This window comes from Streptomyces sp. NPDC039462, assembly GCF_055639375.1.
Window position 1 is genome coordinate 569,568 of sequence record NZ_JBVKAO010000001.1, and the last position, 12,015, is coordinate 581,582.

Annotated in this window: 9 protein-coding genes; 6 read left to right on the forward strand and 3 right to left on the reverse strand. The window is 72.9% G+C overall.

The genetic code is table 11. The features are described from left to right. The first annotated feature begins 300 nt into the window (after nucleotides 1–300). The 3 genes from rsgA (at nucleotide 301) to ACZ7LU_RS02310 (ending at nucleotide 3,268) form a co-directional block, all read left to right on the forward strand. Nucleotides 301–1,401 (forward strand): ribosome small subunit-dependent GTPase A, encoded by a 1,101-nt coding sequence (gene rsgA, locus ACZ7LU_RS02300; protein ID WP_471915410.1) that lies wholly within the window; start codon nucleotides 301–303, stop codon nucleotides 1,399–1,401. Nucleotides 1,402–1,569: 168 nt separating this feature from the next. Continuing rightward, nucleotides 1,570–2,982 carry a DNA-3-methyladenine glycosylase 2 family protein gene (locus ACZ7LU_RS02305; RefSeq protein WP_471916457.1) on the forward strand — a complete coding sequence of 471 codons (1,413 nt, stop codon included), beginning with the start codon at nucleotides 1,570–1,572 and terminating at the stop codon, nucleotides 2,980–2,982. A gap of 64 nt (nucleotides 2,983–3,046) precedes the next feature. After that, complete coding sequence (locus tag ACZ7LU_RS02310; RefSeq protein ID WP_471915411.1) at nucleotides 3,047–3,268, forward strand: hypothetical protein; 222 nt, start codon at nucleotides 3,047–3,049, stop codon at nucleotides 3,266–3,268. Between the two features lie 7 nt (nucleotides 3,269–3,275). On the opposite strand, the gene ACZ7LU_RS02315 is transcribed toward ACZ7LU_RS02310, so the two are convergent. Together ACZ7LU_RS02315 and ACZ7LU_RS02320 are read right to left on the reverse strand one after the other, a co-directional pair. Then, entirely contained in the window at nucleotides 3,276–3,758 is a 483-nt protein-coding gene (locus tag ACZ7LU_RS02315) for a DUF456 domain-containing protein (protein WP_471915412.1), read from the reverse strand. Between the two features lie 36 nt (nucleotides 3,759–3,794). Beyond that, a complete protein-coding gene (locus ACZ7LU_RS02320) occupies nucleotides 3,795–4,826 on the reverse strand; it encodes a helix-turn-helix domain-containing protein (protein ID WP_471915413.1) in 1,032 nt (343 codons plus the stop codon). A 358-nt stretch (nucleotides 4,827–5,184) separates the two neighbouring features. Between ACZ7LU_RS02320 and ACZ7LU_RS02325 the strand changes: the two genes are divergently transcribed. Beyond that, nucleotides 5,185–6,423 carry a protein phosphatase 2C domain-containing protein gene (locus tag ACZ7LU_RS02325; RefSeq protein WP_398309579.1) on the forward strand — a complete coding sequence of 413 codons (1,239 nt, stop codon included), beginning with the start codon at nucleotides 5,185–5,187 and terminating at the stop codon, nucleotides 6,421–6,423. Between the two features lie 87 nt (nucleotides 6,424–6,510). Continuing rightward, nucleotides 6,511–8,253 carry a pyruvate dehydrogenase gene (locus ACZ7LU_RS02330; protein WP_398309576.1) on the forward strand — a complete coding sequence of 581 codons (1,743 nt, stop codon included), beginning with the start codon at nucleotides 6,511–6,513 and terminating at the stop codon, nucleotides 8,251–8,253. Nucleotides 8,254–8,286: 33 nt separating this feature from the next. On the opposite strand, the gene ACZ7LU_RS02335 is transcribed toward ACZ7LU_RS02330, so the two are convergent. After that, the gene (locus ACZ7LU_RS02335) at nucleotides 8,287–11,331 is read right to left on the reverse strand and encodes an alpha-mannosidase (RefSeq protein ID WP_471915414.1); all 3,045 of its coding nucleotides are present in this window, start codon (nucleotides 11,329–11,331) and stop codon (nucleotides 8,287–8,289) included. A gap of 179 nt (nucleotides 11,332–11,510) precedes the next feature. On the opposite strand from ACZ7LU_RS02335, the gene ACZ7LU_RS02340 reads away from it, so the two are divergent. After that, entirely contained in the window at nucleotides 11,511–11,996 is a 486-nt protein-coding gene (locus tag ACZ7LU_RS02340) for an ATP-binding protein (RefSeq protein ID WP_398309571.1), read from the forward strand. The last annotated feature ends 19 nt before the right edge of the window (nucleotides 11,997–12,015 follow it).

Here is a 12,015-nt window from a genome sequence, read left to right on the forward strand (position 1 = left end):
TCAGGAGAGGCCGGGCCGCGTGCTCGGCCGTGTTCCGCGCGTCGTCTGCCAGCTGTGTGACCTCTAATTAGCTGGTGCGCCCCCGAAGGGGCGGCTAAAGTTGTAAGCGATCCGGTGGTTACTCTACTGCCGGTACTCGTTCCATGTGATCTTGGAGGTGTAGACCGATGGCTGTCCTTGCGATGGGCGCTGCCCGCATCCGGAAGTTCATCAAGTCCACCTCCGTGGCCTCCGGCTGACCTGAATCTCTCCGCGCCGACAGTGCGCGTGTGCCGGGGCCACCCTGTGAAGGGTCACCCCTTGTCTTCCTCTGCAACCTCTTCATCCCTCCTCCTCAGCGCCTATGGCTGGGACACCCACTGGGAAACCGAGTTCGCGCCGTACGCGGCACGAGGCCTCGTGGCCGGGCGCGTCCTCCGGGTCGACCGCGGACAGTGCGACGTCGTCACCGCCGACGGAACCGTGCGGGCCGACACCGAGTTCGTCACCCCGCGCGACCCGCTGAAGGTCGTGTGCACCGGCGATTGGGTCGCCGTGGATCCGGACGGCGCCGACCCCCGCTACGTACAGGCGTATCTGCCGCGGCGCACGTCCTTCGTACGGTCCACCTCGTCCAAGCGGTCCGAGGGACAGGTCCTCGCGGCCAACGTCGACCACTCGATCATCGCGGTGCCGCTCACCGCTGAGCTCGACCTCGCGCGGATCGAGCGCTTCCTCGCCCTCGGCTGGGAGTCGGGCGGGCAGCCCGTGGTCGTGCTCACCAAGGCCGACCTCGTGCCGGACACCGCCACGCTCGGCCACCTCGTCGAGGACGTGGAGACCTCGGCGCCCGGCGTGCAGGTGCTGCCGGTCAGCTCCACGACAGGAGAGGGCGTCGACATCCTGTCGGCCGTCGTCTCCGGCGGTACGTCGGTGCTGCTCGGCCAGTCCGGCGCCGGGAAGTCGACGCTGGCCAACGCGCTCGCCGGCGCCGACATCATGGAGGTCCAGGCGATCCGTGACGTCGACGGCAAGGGCCGCCACACCACGACGACCCGCAACCTCATCCTGCTGCCCGGCGGCGGAGTCCTCATCGACACACCGGGACTGCGCGGGGTCGGCCTGTGGGACGCCGAGAGCGGCGTCGGACAGGTCTTCTCCGAGATCGAGGAACTGGCGGCCGACTGCCGGTTCCACGACTGCGCCCACGCCGCGGAGCCCGGCTGCGCGGTGCTCGCCGCCGTCGAGGACGGCACCCTGCCCGAACGCCGCCTCGACAGCTACCGCAAGCTGATCCGCGAGAACCAGCGCATCGTCGCCAAGACGGACGCGCGGGCCCGCGCGGAGATGCGCCGCCAGTGGCGGCTGCGGGGGGCGGAGGGGCGTGCGGCGGTGGACATCAAGCGAGGGCGCTTGCGCTGAGCAGGGGCAGGGCGGTGGGGAGCTGCGGGTTCGTTGTGGCTGGGCGCGCAGTTCCCCGCGCCCCTGGGGGCTGCGCCCCCTGACGGGGCTGCGCCCCCCCGGGTGGGGCAGCCCCGTGTCCGAAATCCGCCAGCCCGCGGCCTCCCGCCGCTCCACAATGGACCTGTGATCGATGAAGAGACCAGGTACGAGGCCGTGCGCAGCCGGGATGCCCGGTTCGACGGGGAGTTCTTCTTCGCCGTCGCGACGACCGGTATCTACTGCCGGCCGAGCTGCCCCGCCGTCACCCCCAAGCGGCAGAACGTCCGCTACTACACCACCGCGGCCGCCGCCCAGACCTCCGGTTTCCGTGCCTGCCGCCGCTGCCGGCCGGACGCCGTGCCCGGCTCCGCCGACTGGAACGTACGCGCCGACGTGGTGGGACGCGCCATGCGCATGATCGGCGACGGCGTCGTCGACCGCGAGGGCGTCCCGGGACTCGCCGTGCGCCTCGGCTACAGCGCCCGGCAGGTGCAGCGCCAGCTCACCGCCGAGCTGGGCGCGGGACCCGTCGCCCTGGCGCGGGCGCAGCGCGCGCACACCGCCCGCGTGCTGTTGCAGACCACCGATCTGCCGATCACGGAGATCGCGTTCGCCGCCGGGTTCGCCAGCGTCCGGCAGTTCAACGACACCATCAAGGCGGTGTACGCGCTGACACCGACCGCCCTGCGCGCCGCCGCCCCGCGGCGGGGCGCGGCCCGGGCCACACCCGCCGCCGGCATCCCGCTGCGCCTCGCCCACCGGGGCCCCTACCGCGCCGACGCCGTCTTCGACCTGCTCGCCGCCGAAGCGGTCACCGGGATCGAGGAGGTCACCGGCGAGCGCGGCACCCGCACCTACCGGCGCACGCTCCGGCTGCCGTACGGCACGGGCATCGTGGCCGTCGAGGAGGCGCACGACGGGTCCGCGGCGGCCACCGGCGGCGGGTCGGGCACCGAGGCCCTGCACCGCGGCGGCTGGCTCGACGCCCGCCTTCACCTGACCGACCTGCGCGACCTCACCACCGCCGTCCAACGCCTGCGCCGCCTCTTCGACCTGGACGCCGACCCGTACGCCGTGGACGCCCGGCTCGCCGCCGACCCCCGGCTCGCCCCGCTCGTCGCCGCCCGGCCGGGGCTGCGGTCGCCGGGCGCCGCCGACCCCGACGAGTTCGCGGTGCGCGCGCTGGTGGGCCGGGAGGGCGCCGAGCGGCTCGTGGCGCGGCACGGCAAGATCCTCGACGCGGCGTGCGGGCGGCTCACCCACGTCTTCCCGGCACCGGCCGAGCTGGCCGCCGAGCCGGGCCCCCTCGGCGCACTGGCCGCGGCGCTCGCCGACGGCTCCCTGCGCCTGGACGCGGGCGCGGACCGCGACGACGCCGAGGCGGCGCTCCGCGCCCTGCCCGGCCTGGACGCGCGGACGGCCGCGGTCATCCGGATGCGGGCGCTCGGCGACCCCGACGTGGCCCTGCCCGGCGCACCGGAACCGCCCTCCGACTCCTGGCGCCCGTGGCGCTCCTACGCCCTGCGCCACCTGGCCTTGGCGGTCCCCGCCGACTTCTAAGAGGCCCTCTCATCCCGGGGAGGGAGACTGCGCGTCGTCACCCCGACCGATGGAGGTGCCCGTCATGCGCAGCCATGTCCGCCGAGCCGTCATCGCCGCGGCTGCCGCGGCCGTGCTGGCCGGGACGACCGGCGCGGCCTTCCCCACCGTCCACGTACACCGGAAGCCCACCGCGGTGCTCCAGGAGGATCCGGCACCGCACGATCCCGGCGGCGGCACCCACAAGCTCATCAGCGACCAGATCGACATCGACCTGGTCGAAGAGGACCGGCACCGGTCGGGGTGAGGGCGGCTCAGCCCCAGATGAGCGCGCCCAGCCACGCGCCGAGGATCAGCAGGCACGCGAACAGCTCGGCCAGCACGCTGCCGCCGCCGCCCCGCATGGCCGCCCGCGTCGCCGCCACCGCCTCGCCGTGCCCGCCGAGCCGCAGCCGCTCCCCGGTATAGATCCCGCCGACGAAGCCGGGGATCGCCCCGATCACCGGCAGCACGCAGAATCCGATGAGCGCGCCGGCCCCGGCGAAGACCCCCATCCGGCGCGTGGCGCCGCTCTCGCGCAGCCGCCGGGGCGGCAGCTGCCAGCGCACGGCCTGCGAAGCGAGCAGCACGGCCGTCGCGCCGACGAGGATGCCCCAGGCGAGGCCGTTCGGGTCCTGCAGCGTCCACCACAGGACCGCGGCCCACACCAGCCACGACCCCGGTACGCCGGGCACCAGCACTCCGCACAGGCCGAGCAGCATCACCACACCGACCAGCAGGAGTTCCCACGCTCCCATCTGCCCAGAGTGCCCGAGATCCGGCGAAACCGCAGGTCAGGTTTGCCCCCGGGCGCCCGGGGCCCGGTTCCGGTGCGGCCGCGGGCGCCGCGCCACCCAGTTGCGCTCGTACGCGTGCCAGCCCAGCTGCAGCCGCGTCGTCACGCCCGCCAGCTCCATCAGGCGCTTCACCCGGCGCTGCACCGTGCGCAGCCCCAGATCGAGCTGTTTGGCGACGCTCGCGTCCGTCAGGCCGGCGAGGAGCAGCGACAGGATCTCCAGGTCGGTGCCGTCCGGGCCCTCGGGGGCCTCTTCGGTGAGCGTGCTGCCGTCCTCGCCGATGCGCAGCGGCAGCGCCTGTCGCCACACCGCCTCGAAGAGGCCCGTCAGCGATTCGAGCAGACCGCTGGCGTGCACGACGAGGGCGGCGGGCTCCGCCGTGCGCGAGGTCAGCGGGACCATCGCGAGCGAGCCGTCGGCGATCACCAGCTTGGTCGGGACGCGGTCCACCACCCGCACCCGCTCGTCGCGGCCCATCGCCGTCGACAGCTCGACCAGGCCGGTCGGCAGGTCGAGGACGGTGCGCTCGATCACCACGCGGTAGCGCACACCGCGCCCCGCGGCCTGCTCCTCGGCGCTGTTCTCCATGCCGGTGACGGCGACGGGGCTGCCGGTCACCAGCGCGCACACCTCGTCGCTCGCGCCCAGCTGCAGCTGGAGGAAGCGCTGCGAGACGGCGGCCGCCCCGGTGACCACCTCGACCAGGTCGTGGACGGCCGGTTCGGTGGCCTGCGCCCGGTACTCCTCGGCGAGCAGCGTCGCCGCGAGCTCGGCCCGCTCCAGCTCGTGCCGCCGTTGGGTGAGGAGCGCCCCGAGCGCGACGCCGGGCGGCGCCGCCACCCAGCGGCCCGCCCTGCCGGACGCCTGCGCGGCCAGGCCGTGCCGCTCCAGGCGGCGCAGCGTCCGCTCGGTCTCCGGCTCGCCGAGGCCGAGCCTGCGCGCCAGGTCCGCGACGTCGGCGGCGCCCACCGACACCAGCGCCCGGTACGCCGACTCGTGCGTCTCGTCCAGACCGATCGCTGCCAGCATGCGGGACATCATCCCCGCACCATCCGCGACTCCGGAACGGGGCAGTGGGCGACGAGGACGATTGAACTCACCGCGGCTGGGAACGCGGGTCAGGAGCCCGGTTCGCTCACAAAAGCGAATCCGTCCTGTTCGTTCTCCGGGACAACAGGTCCGGCTCAGCAGTCGGCTGACGGACGGTCACGACACCTCCGTCACACAGACCGTGGCCCGCGCCGATGACGCGCGCCGGCCACACCGGCCCCGCCGGGCGGTCCTCCTGTGGGGGGTGGGCCCGCCCGGCGGTCCCCACCGTCCCCGGAATGGCCGGAATTTCCGGATGCACCGTTTTCGTACGGCCTCCGCGGTGGAAAATAAGGGCATGAGCCAGCAGGGGGACACACCCACCGGCCGCGACGACGACTGGTGGGGACAGCTGTACGACGACGCCGCGCCGGACACGGGTCCCGCGCCCGCGCCGGACACCCTGGACGACAGGTTCGCCTCGGCGGCGGACACCCTGAAGACGGACCTCCCCGCCCCACGCGCCCCGCGGCCCGCCCCGCGCATCCCCGAGCCCGCCTCGCCCACCCGGGCGAGCGGGATCTTTGCGGATGCGGACGGCCCCGGCGGACCACCCGGCGACACGGGCGGCATCGGTCACGTGGGGGACGGGCCGCCCACCTATGAGGCCGAGCCCACCGTCCTGCCCGCCGCCGATCCCGACGACCTCGCCGACCTCGTCCCCGACACCGTGCTCGAAGGCGCGCGGTACGGCGGCAGCACGCTGCGCGCCGCCTCCGTGCGCGGGGACTCCGCCAGATACCGGGGCGAGCCGCGCCGCGACGCCCTGCTCACCGCCCGTTTCGGCACCGGCGATGACGCCCTCGTGCTCGTCGCCATGGCCACCGGCGCCCGCGCGACCCCGGGAGCGCACCGCGCCGCCGCCGAGGCCTGCGCGTGGATCGGCCGTGCCGTGGGCCGCAGCCACCGGCGGCTCGCCGAGGACATCGGGGCCGCCCGGCGCGGCGACCTCAAGTCGGGCCTGCACCGCCTCACCGACCGCAGCCTCGGCAGGCTCCGCGCGCACGCCGCCGACCTCGGCCTGGCGCCGGAGGAGTACGCGGCATCCCTGCGCTGCCTCCTCCTTCCGGCCGATCCGCGGTGTCGTACGCGCGTCTTCTTCGGCGTCGGCGGAGGCGGCCTGTTCCGGCTGCGCGACGGCGAGTGGCAGGACATCGAGCCCCGCGTCGCCGACGCCACCGGCGACCCCGTGGTCGGCTTCGGCTCGCCGCCCCCGCCCCCGCCGTCCCCGGACGCGGACCGGCTCACCATGGACCTGGGCATCACCACACCCCCCAGTCCCTACGAACCGGCCCCCGAGCCGCCCCGCGACCCCTTCCGTTTCCGTGCCTCGGTCGCCCGCCCGGGTGACACGCTCGTCCTGTGCAGCGGCGGCCTCGCCGAGCCCCTGCGCGGCGAGCCCGAGCTGGCCGCACACCTCACCCGCAGATGGGAGAAGACGGGCCCGCCGGGCCTCGCCGCCTTCCTGGCCGACATCCAGGTCAGGGTCAAGGGGTACGCCGACGACCGGACGGCCGCCGCGGTCTGGGAGGCATGACCGCCGCACCTGTGAATTCATGGACCGAGAAAGATCGGGCAAGAGACACCAAGACAGCCCATACGGTCCAAAAGAGGTGCGTGCAGCATGGCCAAGCAGAACGTCGCCGAGCAGTTCGTCGACATCCTCGTCCGCGCGGGCGTGCAGCGTCTGTACGGAGTCGTCGGCGACAGTCTCAACCCGGTCGTGGACGCCATCCGCCGTACGAAGGAGATCGACTGGGTCCAGGTGCGGCACGAGGAGACCGCCGCCTTCGCGGCCGGCGCCGAGGCCCAGATCACCGGCAGGCTGGCCGCCTGTGCGGGCTCCTGCGGCCCGGGCAACCTCCACCTGATCAACGGCCTGTACGACGCGCACCGCTCCATGGCGCCGGTCCTCGCCCTCGCCTCACAGATCCCCTCGAGCGAGATCGGCCTCGGCTTCTTCCAGGAGACCCACCCCGACCGCCTGTTCCAGGAGTGCAGCCACTACAGCGAGCTGATCTCCAGCCCGAAGCAGATGCCCCGGCTGCTCCAGACCGCCATCCAGCACGCCGTCGGCCAGTCCGGCGTCAGCGTCGTCTCGCTGCCCGGGGACATCGCATCCGAGCCCGCCCCGGACAAGGCCGCCGAGACCGCCCTGGTGACCTCACGGCCCACCGTGCGCCCCGGCGACGAGGAGATCGACAAGCTCGCGAAGATGATCGACAAGGCGGGCAAGGTCACCCTCTTCTGCGGCAGCGGCACGGCGGGCGCGCACGCCGAGGTGATGGAGTTCGCCGAGAAGATCAAGTCCCCGGTGGGCCACGCCCTGCGCGGCAAGGAGTTCATCCAGTACGACAACCCGTTCGACGTGGGCATGAGCGGCCTGCTCGGCTACGGCGCCGCGTACGAGGCCACCCACGAGTGCGACCTGCTGATCCTGCTCGGCACGGACTTCCCGTACAACGCGTTCCTGCCGGACGACGTGCAGATCGCCCAGGTCGACGTGCGCCCCGAGAACCTCGGCCGCCGCTCGAAGCTGGACCTCGCCGTCTGGGGCGACGTGCGCGAGACGCTGCGCTGTCTGATCCCGCGCGTCTCGCCGAAGACGAACCGCAAGTTCCTCGACAAGATGCTCAAGAAGCACGCGGACGCCCTCGAAGGCGTCGTGAAGGCGTACACCCGCAAGGTCGACAAGCACATCCCGATCCACCCCGAGTACGTCGCGTCGGTCCTCGACGAGGTCGCCGCCGACGACGCCGTGTTCACCGTCGACACCGGCATGTGCAACGTCTGGGCGGCCCGCTATCTCACCCCCAACGGCCGGCGCCGCATCATCGGCTCCTTCAGCCACGGCTCCATGGCGAACGCCCTGCCGCAGGCGATCGGCGCCCAGTTCGTCGACCGGCGCCGCCAGGTCGTCTCGATGTCGGGCGACGGCGGCTTCTCGATGCTGATGGGCGACTTCCTCAGCCTCGTCCAGCACGACCTGCCGGTGAAGGTCGTCCTGTTCAACAACTCCTCCCTGGGCATGGTGGAGCTGGAGATGATGGTCGCAGGACTGCCCAACTACGGCACGGCGAACCACAACCCCGACTTCGCCGCCGTCGCCCGCGCCGCCGGGGCCTACGGCGTGCGCGTGGAGAAGCCCAAACAGCTCGCGGGCGCCCTCAAGGACGCCTTCGCGCACAGGGGCCCCGCCCTCGTCGACATCGTGACCGACCCGAACGCCCTCTCCATGCCGCCCAAGATCAGCTCGGACATGGTGACCGGCTTCGCCCTCTCCGCCAGCAAGATCGTCCTGGACGGCGGGGTGGGCCGCATGCTCCAGATGGCCCGCTCGAACCTGCGGAACGTGCCGAGGCCGTGACTCCTGCCCGCATGGCCCCGGCACGCGGACGCGTCAGGCGGGACGCAGCCGCAGCGTGACGATCTGGAACGGCCGCAGCGCGAGCGCCAGCCCGGCCTCGCCCGTCGCGGCCTCGTGCAGCGGCCGCTCCAGCAGATCCGTCACCTCGGCCCGCGCCACCGGGAACGACGTGCCGAGCGTGGCCGCGGCCCGCCCGCCGCGCGACTCGTAGAGCCGTACGATCACGTCGCCGCTGCGGTCGTCGGCGAGCTTCACCGACTCGACGGTCACCGCCGGGTGGTCGACGCTCACCAGCGGCGGCAGGACGGGCGCGTCGGCCACCCGCAGCGGCAGGTTGAGCGCGAGCCCCTCCGCGACCGCGTCGCCGGTCGTCGCGCCGGGCAGCAGCGCGTACGTGAACCGGTGCGCGCCCTGGTCCGTCTCCGGGTCCGGGCTGTGCGGGGCCCGCAGCAGCGTCAGCCGCACGGTGGTGCCGAGCGTGCCGCCGTGCTCCGTGCGCGTCACGTCGTGGCCGTACGTCGAGTCGTTGAGCACCGCGACGCCGTACCCCTCCTCGGCGACCCGCAGCCAGCGGTGCGCGCAGATCTCGTAACGCGCCGCGTCCCACCCGGTGTTCGCGTGTGTCGGCCGGTGCACATGGCCGAACTGGATCTCGGCGGCGGACCGTTCGGCGTGCACGTCCAGCGGGAACGCGGCCTTGAGGACCTTCTCCGACTCCCGCCAGTCGACGTCCGTGACGACGTCGACACGGCGGCTGCCCGCCGCCAGCCGGATCTCCTGCGTGATCCGCGAGTTGCCGAAGGCCCGCACCACCCGCACGGCGACCCGCAGCGGCCCGTCCTCGACGAGCTCGACGGACTCGGCGTCCGTGAGGTCGGTGTGTCGGCGCCGGTAGTGCTTGTCGAGGTCCCAGGCGTCGTAGTGCGTGGGGTGGTCGGGGTGCAGCTGGAGGAGGTTGCCGGGCGCCGCCAGGACTTCGCGGCCCTCGGCCAGGTCCATCACGGAGACGAGGAGCCCGGCGGCGTCGACCGTGACGTTCAGGTGCTCGTTGGTGAGGAGGATCGTGTCGCCGGTGGTGTGCGCGACCGCGCCGGATCCGGCCGCACCGGCGGCGTCGAGGCTCCGCGTGCCGAGCGCGGGGACCTCGACGCGCACCAGCGTGCCGTCCCCGGGATCGACCACCTCGTCACGGGCGTACGGCGAGGTGTTCAGTGCCACGGGCCCGCCCGCGCCCAGCGACCGCACCGCCGACGCCGTGAGCTCGTCGAGCTCCGCCAGGACCCGCTCGTACGTGTCGCGCGCCTCCCGGTGCACCCAGGCGATCGACGAGCCGGGCAGGATGTCGTGGAACTGGTGCAGCAGGACCGTCTTCCACAGCCGGTCGAGCGTGTCGTACGGATAGACGTACGCCGGGTCGCGCACCGCGGCGGCCGTGCACCACAACTCCGCCTCGCGCAGCGCGTGTTCGCTGCGGCGGTTGCCGCGCTTGGTGGCCGCCTGGGTGGTGTACGTGGCCCGGTGCAGCTCCAGATACAGCTCACCGGACCAGACCGGGGCCTGCGCGCCGTACTCCTCCTCGGCCGCCGCGAAGAACGCCGACGGCTTCTCGATCTCCACCCGCGGCGACCCCTCAAGGGAGCGCAGCCGCCGCGCCCGCTCCATCATCTCGCGGGTGGGCCCGCCCCCGCCGTCGCCCCAGCCGAACGGCACCAGGGAGCGGCTCGCCCGGCCCTTGTCGGCGAAGTTCCGCTCGGCGTGAGCGAGTTCCGCGCCATGGAACTGCGAGTTGTAGGTGTCCACGGGCGGGAAGTGGGTGAAGACGCGGGTGCCGTCGATGCCCTCCCACCAGAAGGTGTGGTGCGGCATCTTGTTGGACTGGTTCCAGCTCAGCTTCTGCGTCAGGAACCAGCGGACACCCGCGAGCTTCGCCAACTGCGGGAAGGCCGCGGTGTATCCGAAGGAGTCGGGCAGCCAGATCTCCTCCGTCTCGACACCGAGCTCCTCGCGGAAGAACCGCATGCCGTGCGTGATCTGCCGCGCCAGCGCCTCGCCGCCCGGCATGTTGGCGTCCGACTCCACCCACATCGAACCCACGGGCGCCCAGTTGCCCGCGGCCACCGCCTTCTTGATGCGCTCCCAGATGTGCGGCTGGTGCTCCTTCACCCAGGCGTACTGCTGGGCCTGCGAGCAGGCGAAGACCAGCTCCGGATACTCCCCGGCGAGCGCCGTCACATTGGCAAAGGTCCGCGAGGCCTTGCGCACCGTCTCGCGCAGCGGCCACAGCCATGCCGAGTCGATATGCGCGTGTCCGGTAGCCGATACGCGGTGTGCGCTGGCGTGTGCGGGCCGGGCGAGGACGTCGGCGAGCTCGGCGCGGGCCGCGGCGGCGGTGCCGGACACGTCGTGCAGATCGAGTGCGTCGAGCATGTCCTCAAGTGCCCGCAGAATCTCGTGGCGACGCGGACGTTCGGCGTCCAGTTCGCGCATCAGCTCGGAGAGGACCTCGATGTCCAGGGTCAACTGCCAGATGTCCTCGTCCAGTACGGCGAGATCGGCAGACGCGAATCGGTAGATCGGGCTATTGCCTGCGGTCAGTACGTCGCCGAGCGGTGTCGGCACGAAGTCGTGCAGAACGGCGGGATTGGCCGCCGCTTCGAGAAGTAGGTGCACCGGTTCGCCGCCCCGGGCGGGGGAGGCCACCGGAATATGCCGGTTGCGCGGGTGAACACCCTTGAGGGGAACGCCCGCCGCGTCGTAGACCAGACCCTCCGCCTGGAAGCCGGGCCCCTCCCCGGTGAAGCCGGGGTCGATCACCACTTCGACCCGGCTTCCCCGCCACTCCTCGGGCACCTGTCCTTGGAGCCGGAACCAACTGGTCGACCAGGGGTTTCCCCATTCCGTGCCGGTCTCGAAGGGCACGTACTCCGCTTCGAGCGCGGTCCCGACGGGCACCGGCTCACCCGGCGCGTGCCAGACGGAGAGGGTCAGCGGGGTGCGTCGCGCGTACTGGGCGGGGCGGATGAACTGGCGCAGCGCCCGCTCCAGGCGGCCTTCCACCAGCAGTCTGTCGTCGTGCACTCGGGGGCTCCTCGGAACGTTCGGCGGTGGGGTCCACCGCTTCACTTCCCCCCGATCCCCGGACGCACCCCCCGCGATTGGTTGATGATTCGACAGGCTTGCTGCCACGGGCCCGGGGCATGCATCCCGTGAGGCTGTTCGAGCAGGGAGGCTGACACATCGCTTTGTGGGCGGGGGTCATGAGGAGGCAATCACGAGGGGGCGGCTCCGGGGCGATCGGGGCCTCTTCATCGAACGTACGCGACGAGAGGACCGGTGAAGCGCCGGGCGGACCCCATCGGGGTCAGCTCACGCGCAGGCTGGGGAGAGCGGATCTGCGCGCGGTGTCCGAGGTCAGGAAGGCCCTGAGGGAGCTTCTGAGGCACTGGGGGAAGCCGGGCAGGTCCGACATAGCCGAACTGCTCACCAGCGAGCTGGTCACGAACGCACTGGTGCACACCGATCACGACGCCGTCGTCACCGCGACCGTGGGCCCGCGCGGCCTGCGCGTCGAGGTGCGGGACTTCGTGGGGCGCCGCCCCGAACCCCGGGTGCAGAGCGCCGGCGAGGGCACGAGCGGCCGGGGCCTGGTCCTCGTGCAGTCCCTCGCGGACGCGTGGGGCGTGCGGACGCACGGGGTCGGAAAGGCGGTGTGGTTCGAGCTGGACGGCGGCGGCACGGCATGAGCCCGCCGCCGCCCGGCGG

What these genes read in the sequence shown, in the direction of transcription:
- ACZ7LU_RS02310 (WP_471915411.1), top strand. Translation starts at nt 3,047, where the DNA reads ATGCGCAGCCATGTCCGCCGAGCCGTCATCGCCGCGGCTGCCGCGGCC.
- ACZ7LU_RS02315 (WP_471915412.1), bottom strand. Translation starts at nt 3,758, where the DNA reads ATGGGAGCGTGGGAACTCCTGCTGGTCGGTGTGGTGATGCTGCTCGGC.
- ACZ7LU_RS02320 (WP_471915413.1), bottom strand. Translation starts at nt 4,826, where the DNA reads ATGCTGGCAGCGATCGGTCTGGACGAGACGCACGAGTCGGCGTACCGG.
- ACZ7LU_RS02325 (WP_398309579.1), top strand. Translation starts at nt 5,185, where the DNA reads ATGAGCCAGCAGGGGGACACACCCACCGGCCGCGACGACGACTGGTGG.
- ACZ7LU_RS02330 (WP_398309576.1), top strand. Translation starts at nt 6,511, where the DNA reads ATGGCCAAGCAGAACGTCGCCGAGCAGTTCGTCGACATCCTCGTCCGC.
- ACZ7LU_RS02340 (WP_398309571.1), top strand. Translation starts at nt 11,511, where the DNA reads ATGAGGAGGCAATCACGAGGGGGCGGCTCCGGGGCGATCGGGGCCTCT.